Source organism: Streptomyces sp. NPDC002935, from assembly GCF_040611295.1.
Taxonomy (GTDB): domain Bacteria; phylum Actinomycetota; class Actinomycetes; order Streptomycetales; family Streptomycetaceae; genus Streptomyces.
This window is the reverse complement of the sequence record NZ_JBEXNW010000003.1, coordinates 1-20,447: the sequence shown is the minus strand read 5'-3', so window position 1 is coordinate 20,447 and position 20,447 is coordinate 1. Positions and strand designations below refer to the sequence as shown.

Annotated in this window: 17 protein-coding genes; 11 read left to right on the top strand and 6 right to left on the bottom strand. The window is 72.3% G+C overall.

Annotated elements, in window-relative coordinates:
- Nucleotides 1-19: 19 nt before the first annotated feature.
- Both ABZX90_RS04175 and ABZX90_RS04170 read left to right on the top strand, forming a co-directional pair.
- A complete protein-coding gene (locus ABZX90_RS04175; RefSeq protein WP_351120109.1) occupies nucleotides 20-1,399 on the top strand; it encodes a glycoside hydrolase family 43 protein in 1,380 nt (459 codons plus the stop codon).
- A 29-nt stretch (nucleotides 1,400-1,428) separates the two neighbouring features.
- Nucleotides 1,429-2,778 (top strand): jacalin-like lectin, encoded by a 1,350-nt coding sequence (locus ABZX90_RS04170; protein WP_355201336.1) that lies wholly within the window; start codon nucleotides 1,429-1,431, stop codon nucleotides 2,776-2,778.
- A gap of 68 nt (nucleotides 2,779-2,846) precedes the next feature.
- Here the strand turns inward: ABZX90_RS04170 and ABZX90_RS04165 are convergent, their stop codons facing one another.
- The gene (locus ABZX90_RS04165; protein WP_351120105.1) at nucleotides 2,847-3,398 is read right to left on the bottom strand and encodes an RNA polymerase sigma factor; all 552 of its coding nucleotides are present in this window, start codon (nucleotides 3,396-3,398) and stop codon (nucleotides 2,847-2,849) included.
- 47 nt (nucleotides 3,399-3,445) lie between these two features.
- On the opposite strand from ABZX90_RS04165, the gene ABZX90_RS04160 reads away from it, so the two are divergent.
- The 4 genes from ABZX90_RS04160 to ABZX90_RS04145 all read left to right on the top strand — a co-directional run bounded on the left by ABZX90_RS04160 (nucleotide 3,446) and on the right by ABZX90_RS04145 (nucleotide 6,264).
- Nucleotides 3,446-4,354, top strand: coding sequence for a serine/threonine-protein kinase (locus ABZX90_RS04160; protein ID WP_355201334.1), 909 nt, complete (start codon nucleotides 3,446-3,448; stop codon nucleotides 4,352-4,354).
- On the top strand, nucleotides 4,351-4,842 hold the full coding sequence (locus ABZX90_RS04155) for a hypothetical protein (RefSeq protein ID WP_355201332.1): 492 nt from the start codon (nucleotides 4,351-4,353) through the stop codon (nucleotides 4,840-4,842). Before ABZX90_RS04160 ends, ABZX90_RS04155 begins: the two co-directional genes overlap by 4 nt.
- 143 nt (nucleotides 4,843-4,985) lie before the next feature.
- Nucleotides 4,986-5,741, top strand: a complete 756-nt coding sequence (locus tag ABZX90_RS04150; protein ID WP_351120101.1) for a DUF4232 domain-containing protein — start codon at nucleotides 4,986-4,988, stop codon at nucleotides 5,739-5,741.
- Between the two features lie 202 nt (nucleotides 5,742-5,943).
- A complete protein-coding gene (locus ABZX90_RS04145; RefSeq protein ID WP_351120100.1) occupies nucleotides 5,944-6,264 on the top strand; it encodes a GYD domain-containing protein in 321 nt (106 codons plus the stop codon).
- Nucleotides 6,265-6,355: 91 nt separating this feature from the next.
- Here the strand turns inward: ABZX90_RS04145 and ABZX90_RS04140 are convergent, their stop codons facing one another.
- Entirely contained in the window at nucleotides 6,356-7,129 is a 774-nt protein-coding gene (locus ABZX90_RS04140) for a polysaccharide deacetylase family protein (protein ID WP_351120098.1), read from the bottom strand.
- A gap of 501 nt (nucleotides 7,130-7,630) precedes the next feature.
- Here ABZX90_RS04140 and ABZX90_RS04135 point away from each other — a divergent pair.
- Complete coding sequence (locus tag ABZX90_RS04135) at nucleotides 7,631-10,312, top strand: ATP-binding protein (RefSeq protein ID WP_355201329.1); 2,682 nt, start codon at nucleotides 7,631-7,633, stop codon at nucleotides 10,310-10,312.
- Nucleotides 10,313-10,314: 2 nt separating this feature from the next.
- Nucleotides 10,315-10,722: a hypothetical protein gene (locus ABZX90_RS04130; RefSeq protein WP_351120094.1), complete on the top strand. Its 408-nt coding sequence runs from the start codon at nucleotides 10,315-10,317 to the stop codon at nucleotides 10,720-10,722.
- Between the two features lie 74 nt (nucleotides 10,723-10,796).
- Here the strand turns inward: ABZX90_RS04130 and ABZX90_RS04125 are convergent, their stop codons facing one another.
- The 3 genes from ABZX90_RS04125 to ABZX90_RS04115 form a co-directional block, all read right to left on the bottom strand.
- On the bottom strand, nucleotides 10,797-12,932 hold the full coding sequence (locus ABZX90_RS04125) for a ricin-type beta-trefoil lectin domain protein (RefSeq protein ID WP_355201327.1): 2,136 nt from the start codon (nucleotides 12,930-12,932) through the stop codon (nucleotides 10,797-10,799).
- A gap of 599 nt (nucleotides 12,933-13,531) precedes the next feature.
- Complete coding sequence (locus tag ABZX90_RS04120; RefSeq protein ID WP_351120090.1) at nucleotides 13,532-14,500, bottom strand: aldo/keto reductase; 969 nt, start codon at nucleotides 14,498-14,500, stop codon at nucleotides 13,532-13,534.
- A 72-nt stretch (nucleotides 14,501-14,572) separates the two neighbouring features.
- The gene (locus ABZX90_RS04115) at nucleotides 14,573-15,346 is read right to left on the bottom strand and encodes a nuclear transport factor 2 family protein (protein ID WP_355201325.1); all 774 of its coding nucleotides are present in this window, start codon (nucleotides 15,344-15,346) and stop codon (nucleotides 14,573-14,575) included.
- Nucleotides 15,347-15,584: 238 nt separating this feature from the next.
- Here ABZX90_RS04115 and ABZX90_RS04110 point away from each other — a divergent pair, with 238 nt between their 5' ends.
- The 3 genes from ABZX90_RS04110 to ABZX90_RS04100 all read left to right on the top strand — a co-directional run bounded on the left by ABZX90_RS04110 (nucleotide 15,585) and on the right by ABZX90_RS04100 (nucleotide 19,550).
- Nucleotides 15,585-16,085 (top strand): methylated-DNA--[protein]-cysteine S-methyltransferase, encoded by a 501-nt coding sequence (locus ABZX90_RS04110; RefSeq protein WP_351120086.1) that lies wholly within the window; start codon nucleotides 15,585-15,587, stop codon nucleotides 16,083-16,085.
- Nucleotides 16,082-17,110, top strand: coding sequence for an LLM class flavin-dependent oxidoreductase (locus tag ABZX90_RS04105; RefSeq protein ID WP_355201323.1), 1,029 nt, complete (start codon nucleotides 16,082-16,084; stop codon nucleotides 17,108-17,110). Before ABZX90_RS04110 ends, ABZX90_RS04105 begins: the two co-directional genes overlap by 4 nt.
- 88 nt (nucleotides 17,111-17,198) lie before the next feature.
- Nucleotides 17,199-19,550 (top strand): excinuclease ABC subunit UvrA, encoded by a 2,352-nt coding sequence (locus ABZX90_RS04100; RefSeq protein ID WP_355201321.1) that lies wholly within the window; start codon nucleotides 17,199-17,201, stop codon nucleotides 19,548-19,550.
- A 47-nt stretch (nucleotides 19,551-19,597) separates the two neighbouring features.
- On the opposite strand, the gene ABZX90_RS04095 is transcribed toward ABZX90_RS04100, so the two are convergent.
- Nucleotides 19,598-20,401, bottom strand: a complete 804-nt coding sequence (locus tag ABZX90_RS04095; protein ID WP_355201763.1) for a lysophospholipid acyltransferase family protein — start codon at nucleotides 20,399-20,401, stop codon at nucleotides 19,598-19,600.
- Nucleotides 20,402-20,447 lie beyond the last annotated feature (46 nt).

The following is a 20,447-nucleotide window of genomic DNA, read 5'->3' as shown; positions in this document are numbered from 1 at the left end:
GAGCATCGAGGAGACCGCCATGAACGACAGGCCCGTTCAGCCGTCCCGACGCGTCGCGCTGGGGGCGATGGCCGGCCTCACCGCCGCCTTCGCCCTCGGCACCCCGGCCGCCCGCGCCGCGGCCGGAACCGCCTACGTGATGGGCTACTTCACCGAGTCCCCGAACGGCGACGGAGCGGACTACGGCCTTCATCTGGCCGTCAGCACCGACTCCCTCCGATGGACGCCGCTGAACCAGAACAAACCCGTGGTGACCCCGACGGGCGGCACCGGCGGTCTGCGCGATCCCTTCGTCCTGCGCAGGCAGGACGGCACGTTCGTGGTGCTCGCCACCGACCTCAAAGGCACCGACTGGAGTCTGCAGAGCCAGTACATCCACGTCTGGGACTCGGCCGATCTGCGGACCTTCAGCGGCTACCGCCGGCTGAAACTGCACGACATGGCCACCCACAGCTGGGCGCCCGAGGCGTACTGGGACGCGGGGCGGGGCCAGTACGGGATCATCTACTCCGCGGTCGACTCCAGCGGCCACAACGTCCTCATGGTCAACTACACGACCGACTTCGTGACGGCGTCGACGGCCCAGGTCTTCTTCGACCCCGGCTACGACGTGATCGACGGCGATCTGGCCGTCGGTGTCAACGGCGTCAACTACCTGTATTTCAAGAAGGACCAGACCCTGGTGGGCGCCAAGTCGGCGTCCCTGAACCCCGGCAGCTTCACCGTGTTCAGCACCCCGGTGGCGCACGGCGGCACCGAGGCCCCGATCCTGGTCAAGTCACCGTCGTCCGGCCTCTGGTACCTCTGGGGTGACACCTACACGCCCAACGGGGTCTTCTACGCCTGGCAGTCCGCCGACCTGGCGAGCGGCACCTGGACCCCGGTCGACCAGCGGCTCTACACACAGCCGCTCAACTCCAAGCACGCGGGCATCCAGCCGATCACCACGACGGAGTACGACAACCTCCTCGCGAAGTGGGGCGCTCCCGCCTGGAACCGGCTCAAGTCCTACAACTATCCGGCCCGTTACGTGCGGCACTCCAACTACGTCGGCCGGATCGACGAGTACCCCTTCGACCCGTACACGGACTCCCAGTGGACGCTGGTCCCGGGACTCGCCGACACTGCGGGCGTCTCGTTCCGCTCGGTCAACTACCCGACGCGCTACCTGCGGCACAGCAACTACCAGATGGCCCTCGCCGTCAACGACGGCACCACGACGTTCGCGCAGGACGCCACGTTCTACCGGACGGCGGGCCTGGCCGACACGTCGTGGTCATCCTTCCGCTCCTACAACCACCCGGACCGTTACCTCAGGCACGCAGACTACGTGCTGCGCATCGACCCGATCTCCACGTCCACCGACAAGGCCGACGCCACCTTCTCGGTCGGCTTCTGATGTCCCTTCGCCCCCCTGGAGACACCCCCATGTCCCCTCTCCGCAGACTTCTCGCCGGGGCGGCGGCGACAGCCGCCGCACTCGGCGGACTCACCGCGGCCGCTTCCCCCGCCACGGCCGCCGACTCGGGCACCTTCAGCGTGCTCACCTACAACGTCGCCGGGCTGCCCGACGGCATATCCAGCGCGCCCACACCCCGCGAGTCCAGCACCACGACGATCGGCGGACGCATCGCCCCCTACGACATCGTCCATGTCGAGGAGGACTTCAACTACCACGCGTACCTGTACGCGGCCGACACCGCGCACCCCTACCGCACCCCCACCAGCGGCGGCGCCGGCATCGGCAGCGGCCTCAACTCCCTCTCGAAGATCTCCTACGACACCGACGACTTCGAGCGGGTCGGCTGGAACTCCTGCCAGATCGACTCCGGCGACTGCCTCACCCCCAAGGGCTTCACCTTCATGCGGGAACGCCTCGCCGAGGGCGTCTACGTCGACTTCTACAACCTGCACACCAACGCGGGCACCAATGCCGGCGACCTCGCGTCCCGCGCCGACAACCTCAACCAGCTGACCGCGTTCATCACCTCCCATTCGGCGGGCAACGCCGTCGTCGTCATGGGCGACACGAACACCCGCTACACCCGCTCCGGCGACACCATCGCGGAGTTCGCCGCCGCCAACGGGCTGACGGACCCCTGGGTCCAGCTCGTCCGCGGCGGAACCCCGCCCGCCAAGGGAAGCGACGCGCTCGTCTGCGACCAGAGCGGCGCCACCGTGCCCAACACCTGCGAGGTCGTCGACAAGATCCTCTACCGGGGCAGCAAGCTCGTCACGCTCGACGCCACCGGCTACAACAACGAGCACGCGCGCTTCCTGACCTCCGACGGTCTGATGCTCTCCGACCACGACCCGATCTCCGCCGCGTTCAGCTGGTCGCGCAACGCCGACTTCCAGCTCAGCGACCAGTTCGGCGGACCGCACGGCACCTACTTCACCGACATCGCCGCAGTACCGGCCGGCGCCCGCGCGACCACCGTCTCCCTGAGCAGCGGCGCACGGGTCGACCGGATGGGGCTGACGCTGAGCAACGGCACGACGTTCGCGCACGGCGGCACGGGCGGCACCGCCGCCTCGCTGACGCTGGGCAGTGCTGAGTACGTCACCTCCGCGCAGTTGTGCCAGGGAGCGAAGGACGGCCGCACCCGGATCTTCTCCGCGAGGTTCACCACGAACCTCGGCCGCAGCCTCGCCGGGGGCACGACGACTTCGGACTGCGTGACCCGCACCGCGCCCACCGGCTGGCAGTTCGCCGGCTTCCACGGCCGCACGGGCGACGAGGTCGACAAGATCGGCTTCATCTACACCCGTCGCTGACCGGACAGCACCGAGCCCGTTCCCCGCCGACGACCGGACAGCACCCGGCGGGGAACGGGCTCACCTCGTCAGGACGCCTCGGACAGCCAGGGCCTGACCCTTCTGCGTGCCTCGTGCAGGCGGGACTTGAACGTGCCGAGCGGAACGCCGACGCGTTCGGCGGCCTCCGCGTACTCGAGCCGGCAGATGTCGCGGTAGACCAACGGCGCGACCAGGTGCGGGTGTTCGCGCTCCAGGCGTTCCAGCGCCTCCAGCAGGTCGATCCGGGAACCCGCGATGACACTCGTGGTGCGCGGATCGACGTGCCGCGCGGGGTCGATCGCCTCCGGCCGCTCGGCGGCACGCCGCTTCAGCTCGCGGTACTTCTGCCGGGCGCAGTTGGCGACCACCGTGTGGAGCCAGGTGCTGAAGCGGCTGCGGCCCTCGAACGTGGTGATCTTCCGGGCCACTTGGAGGAGGACGTCCTGGGCCGCCTCCTCGGCGTCCTCACGGCAGGGCAGAAACCGTCCGCACCGCCGCACGACCTCGGGCCGGATCCGCTGGAGCAGCACGTCGAGCGCCGCCCCGTCACCGGCTGCCGCCCGCAGGGCGAACTCCTCGGTCTCGGCCGGTTCCTGCACCCGAGCGCTCCCCTCGGTGTCGATCAGAGGCCAGGCATGATAGTCGCATGCACTCCCTGGAGCGAATCGGCCGCTACCGTCCGGAGCGGCGCCTGGGCGCCGGTGGCTTCGGCGTGGTCTGGCTCGCCCACGACGACGTCCTCGAGGCGACCGTCGCGGTCAAGGTGCTCTCCGAGAACTGGGTCGATCGCCTGGACATCCGGGAGCGGTTCCTCGCCGAGGCCCGGCTGCTGCGCAGGGCCGACTCGAACCGGGTCGTCCAGGTCTACGACATCGGTGAACTCTCCGACGGCAGGCCCTACTTCGTCATGGAGTACGCCGACGGGGGCACCCTCGCCGACCGGATCGAGGCCGGACCGCTGCCGGTCGCCGAGGCGTTGCGTCTGACGGCCCTGGCGGCCCGGGGCGCGGGCGCGCTGCACGAGGCCGGGATCGTGCACCGCGACATCAAGCCCTCCAACGTCCTGTTGCGCACCACACCCGGCGGAGCCGACCGGGTGCTGCTGGCCGACCTCGGTCTGGCCAAGAGCCTGGCCCAGGCCTCCGGACTCACCCTGGCGGCGGGTTCGGCGGGCTACACCCCGCCCGAGCAGGCCCGGCCCGGCTCCGGGATCGACGCGCGGGCCGACGTGTACAGCCTGGGCGCCCTCGGCCACCACCTCGTCACCGGCTCGGTACCGGGCCCGCCCGGCAAGGTCGAACGGCCCGACCGGCTCCGTACGGACCTCGGCCCGGTCCTCGGCCCGGACGTCCGACGGGTGCTGCTGCGCGCCTGGAGCCCGACCGGGAGCGGCGCTGGCCGACCGCGGCCGCGTTCGCCGCGGAGCTCGACCGGCTGGCCGAGGCGGCCTCGGGCGGGGACGTCCCCCGGCGCCGGCGCCGGCGGCGCACCGCTCTCCTGGCACTGTCCGGCGTCGTCGTGGCCTGCGCGGTCGGCGCGACCACCGTGCTGGTGACCCGGGAACCCGCCGCGAAGACCCTCCGGGTCGAGGACGGCACGGGCCGGGTCACGGTGGAGGTGCCGGCCGGCTGGGGCGGGCAACTGCGCGGCTCCGGCTGGAATCCACGGACGCTGGGCCTCGAAGACGGTGCGGAACCCGGTCTCGCCGTCGCGAACCGCCTGGCGCGCTGGCAGGATCTCGGCTCCGGCGTCGACGGGGCCTTCGTCGGACTCAGCGAACACGGCGACTTGACCGGCGAGGTCCGCGCGATCGCGCACACCGGATGCCACTACGCCGGCAGTCGCGCCTACTCCAGCACCCGTTGGCACGGGCTGATACGGACCTGGGACGACTGCTCGGGCGAGGACGGGTCCCTGACCGAAGCGGCGCTCACCGCGGCGGGCGGCGCCGGGCAGCCTCAGGTGTACGTCCAGATCCGCCAGGAGAGCGGCGACGACGACACGGCCGACGGCGTCATCGGCTCCGTACGCGTCGAACCCTGATGCCGGGCGGGCGATCCCGGTGGAATTGGTCGGCCGGTCCCGCGAACTTTTCGGTCCCCCGGCGCATCGGAGAGTGATGACGGGGCACAACGCGCCGTGCGCACGGGCGAGGAACTCGTGCGGAGACACCAAGGAGTGGTGACATGTCGACCTTCCGGCACACGGGGGCGGACACGGACCGGCCCGAAGCGGTGCCCGCGCACCGCGCCTCACCCGCCGCACGACGGGCTGCGCTGCTCGCGGGTCTCGCGCTGCTGAGCGTGCTCACCGCCTGCGGCAGCGACACCCCGGCCAGTTCCCCGCAGAGCCTTCCCGGTACGGCCGAACCGGCCTCCGGCGACCCGAGCACCAACGCCGGTTCCGGCGGCCCGTCCGGCCCTGCCGAGAGCGCCACCTCGAAGGAAACGGGACCGGGAACGGGGACGGCGACGGGGACGCCATCGGGCTCCGCCTCGGCCTCCTCGGGGCACACCGCCGCCGGCAGCCGCTGCCACACCTCGGAGCTGCGCGCCTCGGTCGGCCGCAACGACCCGGGAGCGGGACAGGAGAACTTCCCCATCGTCCTGACCAACCGCTCCGGGCGCACCTGCACGGTGCGCGGCTACCCCGGAGCGGCGTTCGTCGACGCGTCCGGCAAGCAGCTCGGCCCCGACCCGCGCCGGTCCTCGGGCACGCCGACGACGGTCGAGCTGGCGCCCGGGCGGAGCGCCTGGTCGGGCCTGACCTTCTCCAACCCGGAGATCAGCGGGGCCCGTACGGCGACGCCCGCCTCGCTGATCGTCACACCGCCCGACGAGAGGGACTCCCTCACGGTGAGGTGGACGCAGGGCAAGGTGCCCGTGTCCGGCAACTCCTCGTCGGTCTCCCTGACGGTCGTCCGCCCCGGGAGCGGCGCCTGACCGTACGTCCACGACGTCGTCCACGGCGTCGATGGCGCCCGGCCCCGGCCGTCCCACTGGCGTTCCCCGGCACGACGGCCGGCCGGTGACCGGCGGGCCCGCCGCTGTCCGGGTGAATCCGGCCGCGTGGTGCGTGGCAGTCGCCGAGCCTGCGGGAAGACCCTTGCACAGACCGGACAAGCGATGGGCAGGGAGCATCCCGATGCCGAAGTTCCTCATCCAGGCGACCTACACGCCCGAAGGCACCAAGGGGCTGCTCAAGGAGGGCGCGAGTGGCCGCCGCGCCGCCGTCGACCAGGTCGTCACCGGCCTCGGCGGCACGGTCGAGGCCATGTACTTCGCCTTCGGTGAGGACGACATCGTCCTCATCGTCGACTTCCCCGACCCGGTCTCCATGGCCGCCGTCAGCCTCACCGTCAAGGCCAGCGGCGCCCTGCGCACCCGGGCCACCCCGCTCCTCACCCTCGACGAGATCGACGAGGCCGCCCGCCGACAGGTCGCCTTCCGCGCCCCTGGCGCGTAGCGGACAAAGAGACCTGCGAGCTCAGCGGCGGGCAAGCCGCTGCGCAGCCGGCGTCCGGGCCTCGAACGCCGTGACCGACCGGGGCCGGGGCTCAGCGCACCGGGAAGCCGAAGGAGTAGCCCTGCTCCTTGAGCCAGGGGAGGATCCGGCGCAGGGCCTCGACGGTCTGGGAGCGGTCGCCGCCCGCGTCGTGGAAGAGGAGCGTCGGCCCGTTGGACACCTCCCGCTCGACGGTGGCGACGATGGCGTCCGTGCCCGGCCGCTCGAAGTCCTTGGAGTCCACGTTCCAGCCCAGCGGGCGCATGCCCCGGGCGGCGGCCAGCTTGCGGCTGTAGGGGGTGAAAGCCCCGCCGGGCGCCCGGTAGTACATCGGCCGTACGCCCCCGGACGCCTCGGTGATCATGCGTTGGGCGTCGAGTATCTGCTGCGACTGGTACGCCTGGGACTTGGTGTCCATGGTGGTGTCGTGCGACACCGAGTGGTCGCACAGCCGGTGCCCGGCCTCGACCACCTTCTTCACGAGCTCCGGGTGGGCCTGTGCCTGCGTCCCCACCATGCAGAACGTGGCCTTGACCCCGTACTCCCGCAGCACGTCGAGCACTTGAGGGGTCCATACGGGGTCGGGGCCGTCGTCGATGGTGATGTTGACGCCGCGCGCCCCCTTGTCCGAGGCGTGCACGATGGTCACCGCCACCGGCTTGCCGTCACTGCCCGGTGTGGCCGACGCGGCCGCCTGAGGCGACGAGCCGCCCACGGCACCGGCCTGCGCGGTCCACACCGAGGCACCGACGGCCAGCACCGTCACCCCGAGGGCCGCCCCGATCACCTTGCCGTACCAGCCCCGCCCGCCGCCGTGCCGTGCCATGTCCGCCCCGCTTCCGCGCAGTTCCTCGCCGGTCCTTGGTCGTCTTGCGACCACCTGGCAGGACGAGAGACCGCGGCCATGGGATGCGTCCGTTACCGATCACGAACAATTCCGGGGTAGTTCACGGACAACTCGGCGAGCAGCGGGCGGGGAGCGGCTCCCGGACCCGACCGGCCAACGGGCGGAATGGGACATTCTGGTGGCAGGGGTCGGGGGACAGCCAGAATGATGTGGGCGGGAGCCCGGTCCGGTGTACCTGTCCGGTTGCGCGCGGGAGGCTCAGAACGGATGGGGGGACCCGTGTCGCGGAAGCCTGGGGGCGACGAGCACGCGCAGGGAGAAGCCGGGGATACGGCAGGCCGGCATACCGCATCGGCGCCTGACGCGACTGCGCCTCGCGAGGCCGCGGCAGCCGGGACGTCGGGGTCACCGACCGCCGGGCGGGACGAGGCCGACACAGCCCCTGACGGTGGTTCATCGCCGACGGACGTGCCCCTCACCGTGGCAGCGACCACTGACGCTCTCCGGGGACCGGTGGGGCCGTCGGCCGCCGTGTCGGACGAGCCCGCCGCACAGGCGCCGGCGGGCAGCGGATCGGTGGCTGTGGAGGGCGACCTCACCGGGTCGCAGGTGGGTATCGGCGGCAAGGTGGTGCAGATCCAGGCGGACGGTTTCGCGACCGTGCTGTTCGTGGACGGCACCGAGGTGGCCCGTGCGGAGCGGCGCCCGCTGGCCCGCTCGGTCCAGGCCCGCAAGTCGCTCGTCGCCCTCGGCCGTGAGCGTGAACTCGCCCGCCTGGCCGACGCGGTGGACGCGGCTGAACCGGTGCAGGTGTACGGTCCGTCCGGTGTCGGCAAGACCACCCTGCTGCTGCACGCGACCGGCCGGGGCACGCTCGGCACGGCCGCGGTCGCTCCGGAGGGCACCGTGCTGCTCTCGGCACGCGGCCTCCCGACGGAGGAGGTGTTGCAGGAAGTCTTCCTCGCCACCTACCAGGTCGCCGGTCTCCACCTCCCCGCGCAGGCGGAGCGCCGCAGTCTGCTCGCGGCGTTGCGCGTCCTCGTGGTCCTGGACGATCTCGACTGCTCTGCCGAGGAGTTGGCCGACCTGGTGCATGCGCTGCCGCACTGCGTGGTCGTCACCGCCTCGGGGCGGATGAACCTCACCGGCGGCTGCACGGTGGGCCTGCGGGGCCTGCCTCTGCCCGCAGCGCTCACGCTCTTCCAGGACGCCCTCGGCCGGCCGCTCACCGATGAGGAATCCGCGCAAGCGGAGCAGGCGTGGCTGACGACGGACGGTCACCCGGGACGCCTCGGCCTGGTCGCCGCGTATCTGCGGGAGGCCGCCGAACACGGCATCCCGCCCGAGGTACCCCCGGCGGACGGCCTGGCGCTGCTGGTTCCCAAGCTGGTGGCCTGGCTCAGTACCGCGGCAACGGGGCTGCTGCGGCATCTCGCTGTGGCCGGTGACACCGAGTGGGGCGCGCCCCTGGTCACGGCGTTGCCGGGCGGCACCGCCGCGGTCGTGGAGGAGTTGGTCCGCGCGAGACTGCTGGTCCAAAACGAGACGCGGCTGCACCTGGCGGAGGGCGTCGCCGCCGGGCTCGGGGAGAACCCGGACGGTGCCGGCCTGCCCGCCGTGGCGGAAGCCGTCGCCGACTGGCTGGCCCGCAGCGCGCCCGCGGACGCCGCCGCCGAGGTCGAGGTGGTGACGGCCCTCGTGCAGCGGGCGGCCGACGCGGGGCTGGACACGCTGGTGACACGCCTTGCCCGGGCGGGCGCTCCACGACTGATGCTCGGGCTTCGCTGGCGGGCGTGGGGGCGGCTGCTCGACGCGGGCCTGCATGCGGCGCAGCGCTCCAAACTGCGCGATGACGAGGCGTACTTCACTCACGAGTCAGGTATTCGCGCCCTCTGCCTCGGCGACGTGGCCAAAGCGGCCGTGCTGCTCTCGGCCGCCGCCGCGCTCGGCGTGCGGGGAGGAGAAGCGCTCCGAGAACTGCTGAGCGACCCACCTGCCCCACCGGATCCGGGCACGGCGGTGGCGCAGCACCCCTCCCCGCCGTCCACCACACCCCCGTCAGGTCCGTGGCACCACGGCCTGCTCACCGGGAAGGCCCTGCTGGCAGCGGCGGCCGCGGTCGCGGCGGCGACGCTCTGCGTCAACGCCTTCGGCGGGGAGGGAACGTCGAATGCCGGACCTTCGTCGTCCACCGGGCCGCTGGTGACCGACGGGCACACGCGGGAGGCGACGGCGCCAACGCGCTCCGCCGCCTCCCGCGGTCCCGACTCCGGCCAGAAGGGGGGCGGGGGAGGACACAATTCCTCCTCCCACCGAGCGAGCGGTCCTTCCACGGCAGAGTCGGACCCGTGGAAGGACTTCCCCTTCGGCGGGCGCCGCGTCGACACGACGGTGTACGCGGACGGCTTCCGCTACGACGTCGTCGGCGCCCTCGTCGACCGCGACACCAGCGGCCAACCGCAACTGCTGCTCACCGCCACGGTGCGCAACGAACTCACCGGGCCGTCAAGCCGGCGGCTGGAGAACACACCGACCCTCCAACAGGGCGGCAGGCGGACGGTCTCGCTCACGGACACCACCTCGGCGGGCCGGGAGGGGCGCCGGGCGACGTTCACCTTCCCGCTGTACCAGGGCTTTCGCTGGGAAGATGCCCAGCTGGAGTTTCCCGCGTACGCGGACGACGTCACCACACTGCCGCTCGTCCCCGGCGGGAGCGGTGGGCCCCTCGTCGCGCACGCGCCCTATGAGGTGGTCATCGGCGGAAAGCTGCGCAACACATGGATGGAACTGACCGTGATCGGAGGTCAGTACCGCACCGACGTGGCCCTCGATGCCCCCGGCGACATGGCGCCCAAACTCCGTGCGGGCCGGGCCGGCCTCCTGCTCACCTTCGCCGTGGAGATCCTCGATGCCCCGCCTGGAGGGGTCGGCCTCAGAGCGCAGGACTTCGATGTCGTCCAGCCGGACGGGACGCGCCTGCCCTTCGAGGTCGGAACGGATTTCGGCGGCTTCACCAAAGGCCGCACTCCACAGCAGCAGTACATCGCTGTCCAGGTGACACCCGCGGCCGGGACCTACACCCTCGCCTTCACCCATGCCAGCCAGGACGCCGGCACATCAGGCGGCCCGGAGGACTCCCTCTCCTTCACGGTCAGGAAATGATCATGGCTCAGGAACCGCCCACCGGCGACCACATCAGCATCAGCTTCAGCGGCGCGGTCACAGGCTCCCAGGTCGGCGCGGGCCGCTCCGTCCACCAGCGCCAGGAGCACCGCACCGCCCCCCACGCCGCCGCCCTTCACGCTGCCCTCGTCGGCCTGCGGCGCGACATCGCCGCCCTCGCCGAAGGCGAAGACCGCACCGAGGCGGACACCCTCCTCGACGAACTGGAAACCGAGGCCAATGCCGGTCGGCCCGTCCACGGCATCGGCGCCCGCCTTCGCCAGTGGATCGCCGCCCACACTCCCGGTCTCGTGGAGACCGTCACCACCGTCGTCGTCCCCGTTGCCACCCAAGCCGCCGCGGCAGCGGCCAACAGCGTCGTCACCAACGTTCTCCCGCCGGGCAGCTGACACAGCGCCAGGGCCGGGCAAGGGGCAGATGAGCCATGTGCCGGGCTGCAGGGGTTCCGTCACGGCCCACCGCGTCAGCGGTGGCTTCCGTGACCTCCTCCGCCGTCCGATCCGTAGCCGCCGTCACCGGAGCCCGTACCGTACCCGCCGTCCCGGTCCCAGCCGGTCTGCCCGTCGCTCGTACAGAGATCGGAGAGGGAGGAACAGGAGCCGTCCGACGTAGCGGCGGACGAAGGGGTCTGCTCCGGAGTCGAGGGTGTCGCCGTGGGCGCCCCTGTGCCGACGGGTGCGGGTGCTGTCGAGGACGTGGGCCCGTCCGGTCCGGCGGACGCCGCCTCATCGGTCGTGGAGCCCCAGTTGACGACCTCCAACTGGAGCGAGGGCGACGGGGTTTCGAGCGTCCAGTGCTGGGCCGGCTCGTCCTCGCGGAGTTTGAGGACGAGCGCCGACTCCCCCTTGGCCGCCGCGGGGGCGAGGGCCAGGTCCTGGTTCCAGCGCGGCACCAGCATGCCCTGGAGGGTGAAGTCGTAGCGGGCGTTCTTGGCGCCGGGCTGCGACGGCCCCGGGCAGGAGGCCAGTTGGACGGAGTAGCCCAGGTGCGAGTCAAGACACAGATCGGGGTGGGCCGCGTCGCGCAGCAGCCCGTCCGTCGCGTACGACCATTCCATCGCCGATTCCGAGGTGCAGGAGACGAGCCGGGTCTCCATGCCCTTCGCGGGCTTCTTCCCGGCGATGCCGACGCACAGCCCGGTCGCGGCGTTGCGCAGCCGGCCGCGCACGGTGCCGTCCGTCTGCTCGCCGGTCCCGACCCAGGACGGCTTCGTACCGGGACTCGGCGCGCCCGAGGAGCGGCTGCTGTCGGCCGTGCCGTTCTGGTTGTCGGAGCCCGAATCTGACGCCCACAGGACCAGCGGGACCAGGATCAGAGCGCTGACGGTCAGCACGGCGAGGGCGACATTGCGGCGGCGCTGGGCGCTCCGGGGTGCCTTGTGCGGTGTGGCCCTGCGGGACGAGCGCCGGCCCGCGCCGGACGGGGGCGCGCCTCGACGGGAGGGGCGGGTGTCGCCGCCCGGCGTGGGCGCGCCCCGCCGGGACGGGGCAGCCGGGTGCGGCGCGCCCGCGTCGGGGGCCGTGGGCGGGAAGTCGTTGTTCTGCGGGGCGTTCTGCGGGGCGTTCTGCGGGGTGCTCGGGGGAAAGCCCGGCGGGCGGGCGGCGTCGCCCTCGGGCCGGAACTCGACGATGGGGTCGGACTCGGCGGCCGGCCCGCTCCCGGCAGCGGTCGGTCCCCCCGCGACAGCCGTGCCCTCGGCGCTCCGGCCGGTCCCCTGCGCCTGGGCCGCCCCCGCGCTCCCCGCGCTCCTCGTGGTCCGCGCCGGACGGGAAGCCACATAGGCGCGCGCGCCCCAGCCGAGCACGCCCTCGGCGAGCGGGACGGCGAGGTCGCCGTTGAAGTGGCTCAACTGGTCGGCGGCGTACCGGCAGTGGCCGCAGCGGGACATGTGACGCCGGAGGTCCGGGTCGAGGTCGGCGCCGCCGCGTCTGAGGGAGACGTCGAGCATGCGGTGATAGCGGCGGCACTCCTCCGTGGGGGCGAGTTCGCGGTGGATCTCGAGACAGCCGTCGCGCAGCCGCTCCCTGGCCCGCTCCAGTTCGGCGGCCGCGTCCTGCGGGGAGATCCCCAACAGGGCTGCGGGCACTTCCAGTTGTTCGGCCTCGATCTCCCCGTGCCACAGCAGGCAGCGGGCCGGTTCGGGCAGCCGTTGGAACGCCCGGGACAGCAGGCGCCTGCCCTCCGGCGGAAGCAGTCGAGCCGCCGCCCGGTCCCCCTCCCCCCGGTCCTCCCGGTCCGCTTCGGCGAGGAGTCCGGGATCGAGCAGTTCACGCCGCTGGTCCCTGAGCCACTCGGCGGCGATGCGGCGGACGGTGACGAGGAGTTGGGGCCGCCACGCGGCGCTCGGCCCGCCCTGGTGCAGCGAATCCCCGAACAGGCGCGTGAATGAGGCGGTGGTGAGCATTCCGGCGGGACGTACGCCGTCGGTGCACAGGCGTGCGTAAGAGAACACCGCTTCCCAGTGACGGTCCAGGAGTTCACCGACGGGATAGTTCGCGGGCGTGGCTCCCGGGCTCTTCAGCTCGGCGGCGAGCCGCTCATCCGAAACCTCGAACAGGCGATCGCGGTCGGACGAATGAGACAGCGTTCCGTCATTCACGTCCGCTTTCCTCCCAAAGGTAGCGCGGCAATTAGTCCATACCAATGGGTATGTAGACCCCCCGACGGAGCCGGAGGGTCTACCCATGGGGGGTCACGCCACGAACGACCACCTCTGACAGCCGTTTCGGGCGAGGCGGGGAACGGGCGCGCCGTACGCGCGCAGAAGGAAGCCAATATTGTCTGCACGCCGACAACGCACACCTTTGCACAGGGCGCCGAGCCGGAACAAGCGATCCCGGATTTTCTCCGAATACGGCTCGGCCCCGAATATTGACCAAATGTCAGTCAAGCGCGCGCTAAAAGGAATTCGGAAACCGAAGCACCTACCATCCGTCCCGAACTATCCATCATGGGAGCGCTCTCACGCGCTCATCCGAGCGGCTTTCCGCACAGCATTCCTGTCGCTCCGCGCCGCTCTTCGCGGTCGTTGCCGGGGTGCTATGGGGGCATCGTGGACCGGACCGGCCGTCGCGGCCTCGATGGGCACTATGACGGCCGGCGCTATGACTTCGGGCGCTATGACTTCGGGCGCTATGACTTCGGGCGCTATGACTTCGGGCGCGGTGCCTGCGGGCGCGGTGCCTGCGGGCGGGCGCTTTAGTGGCCGCTGATCGCCCGGGGCGTGTACGGCTGTCGCAACTCCTCGATCTCCTTGTCCGTGAGCTCCACGTCGAGCGCGGCGACCGCGTCTTCGATGTGCAGCGGCTTGGTGGCGCCGACGATGGGCGCGGTCACGGTGCTCTGCCGCAGCAGCCAGGCGAGCGCGATCCTGGCGCGCGGCACTTCGCGCTCGGCGGCGATGCGCGCGACCGCGTCGACGATCTCGCGGTCGCCGTCCTGGTACAGGTTCCGGCCGAAGTCGTCGTTGCGGCTTCGCTCGGTGGCCGTGTCCCAGTCGCGGGTGAGCCGGCCGCGGGCGAGCGGGCTCCACGGCAGGACACCGACGCCCTGGTCGGCGCAGAGCGGCAGCATCTCGCGCTCCTCCTCGCGGTAGAGGAGGTTGTAGTGGTTCTGCATGGAGACGAACCTGGTCCAGCCGTGCAGCGAGGCCGTGTACTGGGCCTTGGAGAACTCCCAGGCGTACATCGAACTCGCCCCGATGTAACGGGCCTTGCCCGCCTTGACCACGTCGTGCAGGGCCTCCATCGTCTCCTCGACGGGGGTGGCGGAGTCGAAGCGGTGGATCTGGTAGAGGTCGACGTGGTCGGTGCCGAGGCGGCGCAGGCTGTTGTCGATCTCCGTCATGATCGCCTTGCGGGACAGGCCGCGGCCGTTGGGGCCGTCGTGCATGGCGCCGTTGACCTTGCTGGCGATGACGATCTCGTCGCGGCGCGCGTACGCGCCGAGCACCCGGCCGACGATCTCCTCACTGGTGCCGTCGGAGTACACGTTCGCGGTGTCGAAGAAGGTGATGCCGGCGTCCAGTGCCTGGCGGATCAACGGACGCGAGGCCTCCTCGTCGAGCGTCCACGCGTGGACGCCCCGGTCGGGGATGCCGAAACTCATGCAGCCCAGGCAGATCCGGGAGACGTCCAGACCCGTCGAACCCAGTTTCACGTACTGCATGCTCACTCCTGCTCTCGCTGCCGGTGGGGGATCCGAGGACAGAACCATGCCCGCCCCACGTGCCCGGCAGCCCTACTCCACGGGGGCTTCCACGTCGTCGTACACGCGCGCCGACGCGATCAGGCCATCGCCGCCCCGGGTGCAGACCGCGAGTCCGGGCTGCGGCGGCAGGTCGGTGCCGCCCCAGCGGTCGCAGATGTACTCGAACGCGCTGCGGGTGCCGTCCTCGGTCACGGTGCACAGCTTGAGCGGGATGCCGCCGCCCGCGGAGAAGAAGGCGTCGTAGAGCTCGGTCAGCTCCTTGGTCCCTACGTGCCGGTACGCGTCGCCGGACGGGCCGCGGAAGGTGCCGTCGGGCGCGAAGGCGGCGACGACGGCCGCGGTGTCCCCCGCGTCGAGGGCGGCCTTGTAGGCGCCCACCACGTCGGAGGCGTGCGCCTCCGGGTCCGGCGGCACCATCGGGCGGCGGACGACGTGCCGGCCGAGAAGGGGCAGGCGGGAGTGGTGGAGCCGCACCGGCAGCGGGGAGGACGGTTCCACGGCGGCGGCCACGGGCAGCCCCGTGCGCTCGCCGTCCGGGCCCTCCAGGTGCACGACCCATTCGCCCACGGCCCGGCCCTCACCGAGCGTGGTGGCGACCTCCTCGATCTCCACCTTCCGATCCGCGCGCCACGTGTCCTGCACGGCCAGCCAGGCGGCCAGGACACCGACGCCGCTGATCCGGCCCGCCTCGGGGTCGTCGAGGGCGACGGACACGGTGGCCGACGCGGGGTCGCGCAGCGCGTCGGCGAGCTCGGCGGCGCCGAGCCGGTCGACGAGGTCGGAGATCTGCGGGATCCAGACCATGTGGACTCCTGGGCCGTGCGGAGTGGTCGACTTCGATCGTGGGCCCGTACCGGCCCGGGCGCGACCTCAACAGGTGGGGACGGTGACCCGGCGGGCGCCCTGCGGTCCGCGCCCCGCCCCCGGCAGGCGGCACCCCCGACCGCTCAGCGCGATGTCCGAATCCCGCCGGACGGAATACCGCGCGGGACGCACTGTTGAAGGTGAACACGGTGGGAGATCTTGGAAAGGAACCGGCCCGATGACGGTCTACACGACGATGGACAGCCCGCTCGGCCGACTGCTGCTGGTGGGCGAGGAGTCGGCCGGCGCGAAGGGCGGCACCGCGCTCGCCGCGCTGTCCATGCCCGGCCAGAAGTACGGCGCGGTAGTCCAGGACGACTGGCGCGAGGACGCGGACGCCTTCCGCGAGATCGTCTCCCAGCTGCGCTCGTACTTCGACGGCCGGCTGACCGCCTTCGACATCGACTTCGTGACGGGCGGGAGCGACTTCCAGCGGCGCGTCTGGACGGCCCTGGAGGACATCCCGTACGGCACCACCCTCAGCTACGGCGAGATCGCCGCGCGGATCGGCGCGTCCAGGGCCGCCGTCCGTGCCGTCGGTACGGCGATCGGAGCGAACCCGCTGCTGGTCGTCCGCCCCTGCCATCGCGTGATCGGCGCGAGCGGGGCGCTCACCGGCTATGCCGGGGGCCTGGAGCGCAAGCGGCAGCTCCTGGACCTGGAGAACGTGCCTTCATGACCGACGCGAACGCCTCGGCCGGTCCGCACGCCGTGCGCTTCTCGGTGCTCGACCGGTCCCGCACGCGTGAGGGGCACGAGGTTGCCGAGGCGCTGCGGGACACGGTGGAGCTGGCGCGCGAACTGGACCGGCTCGGTTATCACCGGTTCTGGGTCTCGGAACACCACGGTGTGCCCGGCGTCGCCGGGTCCGCGCCCACCGTGCTGGCCGCCGCGGTCGCCGCCGCCACCCGGACGATCCGGGTCGGCACCGGCGGCGTGATGCTCCCGAACCACCGGCCCCTCGTCGTGGCCGAACAGTTCGGCGTCCTGGAAGCCCTGTTCCCGGGGCGGATCGACATGGGTGTGGGCCGCTCCGTCGGCTTCACCGACGGGGTCCGCAGGGCACTCGGGCGGGACAAGGACGCCGCCGGGTCCGCGGACTACACGGAGCAGCTCGACGAGCTGCTCGGCTGGTTCCGCGGCACCTCGCCGACCGGGGTGCACGCGCGCCCCTCGGAGGGGCTGACCGTGCCGCCGTTCGTGCTGGCCCTCGGCGAGGGCGCCACGATCGCCGCCCGGGCGGGCCTCCCCCTGGTCATCGGGGACCTCAGGAACCGGGAGAAGATGCGGCGCGGCATCGATCAGTACCGCGAGACCTTCCGCCCCTCCGTCTGGGCGGCGCGGCCCTACGTCGTCGTCTCGGGCACGGTCGCGGTGGCCCCGAGCCCGGAGGAGGCGCGCCGGCTGCTGCTCCCCGAGGCCTGGTCGATGGCGTACGCCCGCACCCACGGCACGTTCCCGCCGCTGCCGCCCGCCGAGCGGGTCGAGTCCCTCACCATGACGGACAAGGAGCGCGGCTTCTACGAGTCCGGGCTGACCGGCCACATCGCCGGCACCGAGGACCAGGTGGCCGACGAACTGCGGAGGCTCGTCAAGGAGACCGGCGCCCAGGAGGTACTGATCACCACCAGCACCTACGACCGGACCGCCCTCCTGGACTCCTACCGGCGCCTCGCCCGGGTCGCGGGACTGACCACGGCCTAGAATCGTGGGGTTTGCCCCGTGCCCCACCGACGCCCGGGCTCCCGGGTCCACCGGCCCGCGCACCGGGCCGCCCACAGGAGTCCCGCCGATGCCCAGCCCCGACGGCCGCCCCCACGACCCCTACGTCCGCGTCCGCGGTGCCCGGGAGCACAATCTGCGGGGTGTGGACGTCGACATCCCCCGGGACGTCCTCGTGGTGTTCACCGGGGTGTCGGGGTCCGGGAAGTCGTCGCTCGCCTTCGGGACGATCTACGCGGAGGCGCAGCGGCGGTACTTCGAGTCGGTCGCCCCGTACGCGCGGCGGCTGATCCATCAGGTGGGAGCGCCGAAGGTCGGGGAGATCACCGGGCTGCCTCCGGCGGTGTCCCTTCAGCAGCGGAGGTCGGCGCCGACCTCGCGCTCGTCCGTGGGCACGGTCACCAATCTGTCCAACTCGCTGCGGATGCTGTTCTCGCGCGCGGGTGACTATCCGGTGGGCGCCGAGCGGCTCGACTCGGACGCGTTCTCTCCGAACACCGCGGCGGGGGCGTGCCCCGAGTGCCACGGCCTCGGTCAAGTGCACCGTACGACGGAGGAGTTGCTCGTCCCCGACCCGTCGCTGTCGATCCGTGGGGGCGCGATCGCCGCCTGGCCCGGGGCCTGGCAGGGCAAGAACCTGCGGGACATCCTCGACACGCTCGGGTACGACGTGGACCGGCCCTGGCGCGAACTGCCCGCCGAGGAGCGGGAGTGGATCCTGTTCACGGACGAACAGCCGGTGGTCACCGTGCATCCGGTGCGCGAGGCCGAGCGCATCCAACGCCCGTACCAGGGAACGTACATGAGCGCCCGGCGCTACGTCCTGAAGACCTTCTCCGACACGAAGAGCACCACCTTGAGGGCCAAGGCGGAGCGGTTCCTCGCCGGCGCTCCCTGTCCGGTGTGCGGCGGCAGCAGGCTGCGGCCCGAGGCCATGGCGGTGACGTTCGCGGGGCGGACCATCGCCGAACTGGCCGCGCTGCCGCTGATCGAACTCGCGAAGTCCCTCACGGGCGACTCCGAGACGGCCCGCGTCCTGACCGAGGACCTCACCTCCCGGATCGCGCCCGTCGTCGAACTCGGACTCGGCTACCTCAGCCTCGACCGGGCCACCCCCACTCTCTCGGCCGGTGAGCTCCAACGGCTGCGTCTGGCGACACAGTTGCGGTCCGGGCTCTTCGGTGTGGTGTACGTCCTCGACGAGCCGTCCGCCGGACTGCACCCGGCGGACACGGAGGCTCTGCTCACGGTGCTGGAGCGGCTGAAGGCGGCGGGCAACTCGGTGTTCGTCGTCGAGCACCACTTCGATGTCGTACGTGGCGCGGACTGGCTGGTCGACGTGGGCCCGCAGGCCGGGGAGCACGGCGGGCGCGTCCTGCACAGCGGTCCGGTCGCCGGGCTCGAAGGCGTGCGGGAGTCCGCGACGGCATGCTTCCTCTTCGACCGCTCCCCCGCCCCGGCACGCCCGGCGCGCCCACCCCGCGGACAGGTGAGGGTCGGCCCGGTGACCCGGCACAATCTGCGCGACGTCACCGCCGAGTTCCCGCTGGGCGTGTTCACCGCGGTCACCGGGGTCTCCGGCTCCGGTAAGTCCACGCTGATCGGCGAGGTGACGGAGGAGTTGGCGGGAGTCGGCCGGCTGGTGAGTGTCGACCAGAGGCCCATCGGCCGTACCCCCCGCTCCAATCTGGCCACGTACACGGGGCTGTTCGACGTCGTGCGCAAGGTGTTCGCCGCGACGGAGGAGGCCACGGCGCGCGGCTACGGCGTGGGGCGGTTCTCCTTCAACGTGGCCGGAGGGCGCTGTGAGACCTGTCAGGGCGAGGGCTTCGTCAGTGTCGAGCTGCTGTTCCTGCCCAGTACCTACGCGCCGTGCCCGGACTGCGGCGGCGCCCGCTACAACCCCGAGACCCTCGAAGTCACCTACCGGGGACGGAACATCGCGCAGATCCTGGATCTGACGGTGGAGGCGGCGGCGCACTTCTTCGCCGAGACGGACACCCCGGCCGTCACGCGCAGCCTCGGCACCCTGCTGGACGTGGGCCTCGGTTATCTGCGACTCGGCCAGCCCGCTACCGAGTTGTCGGGCGGCGAGGCCCAACGCATCAAACTGGCGAGCGAGTTGCAGCGGGTTCGCCGGGGGCACACCTTCTATCTGCTCGACGAGCCGACGACAGGACTGCATCCGGCCGATGTCGAGGTGCTGATGGGCCAGTTGCACGGTCTGGTGGACGCCGGTCACACCGTCGTGGTGGTGGAGCACGACATGACGGTCGTGGCGGGCGCCGACTGGGTGATCGATCTGGGTCCCGGCGGAGGCGACGAGGGGGGCCGGATCGTGGCCGCCGGGCCACCCGAGCGGGTGGCGACGGCGGCCGGCCGGACGGCGCCCTACCTCGCCCGCGTGCTCGGGCCGGCCTGATCGCCGGCCCCGTCCGGTGACGCGCCCCTCGCATGTCAGGGGTGATGTCAGGGGTGCGCCTCGGAACGTGAACCGGTGCGGTGCGCACCCCCCCGTGCCGCGTCGGTCAGGGCGCGCCGGTCCGCGTGGCCGCCCGGCGGGATCTCGGGCCGCAGGCCGACCTCGGCCACCAGCCCGCGCGCCGACGCCACCCGCCACAGCGAGGCGAGCAGCGAGTCCTCGCCGACGAAGGCGGGCACCGTGCTCGCGGCTCCGTCGGCGAGCCGGTAGTGGATGCGCACCGGCTGGACCGGCACACCGGCGTCCAGCGCGGCCTGGAAGACGGCCCGGCGGTAGTGGCCCTGGGCGCGGCCGCACCACGTACTGCCCTCGGGGAAGGCGGCGACGGCGGAGCCGCCGCGCAGGGTCTCGGCTATCCGCTCCACCGTGCCGGGCAGGGCGCGCAGCCGGTCGCGGTCCATGAAGAGGGTGCCGCCGCGTGCCGCCAGCGCGCCCACGACGGGCCAGCCGCGCACCTCTGTCTTGGCGACCATCCGCGCCGGGCGGATGGCGGCGAGCAGCGGGATGTCCAGCCACGAGATGTGGTTGGCCACGATCAGCAGTCCTCCGGTGGGCCGGGCCGCGCCGGTGATCCGTGTGCGGACCCCGGCGGTGTGCACCACGGCGAGGCACCAGCGGCGGATCCACCTCTGGCGCGGCTGGTCCCGCAACAGGCCGACCAGCGGGATCAGGGCGACCCCGAGGACGACCACGGCCAGCAGCGCGGCCAGCCGCAGGACGGCGCGCGGCGCGCCTGTCCAGGGCCGCCCGGACTCCACGCAGTCGCGCGGCGAGCAGGGAGCGGTGGGCAGCCAGGCACTGGCTGCCCGGACGGGACCGGCGGCCCGCCCCCCCCGC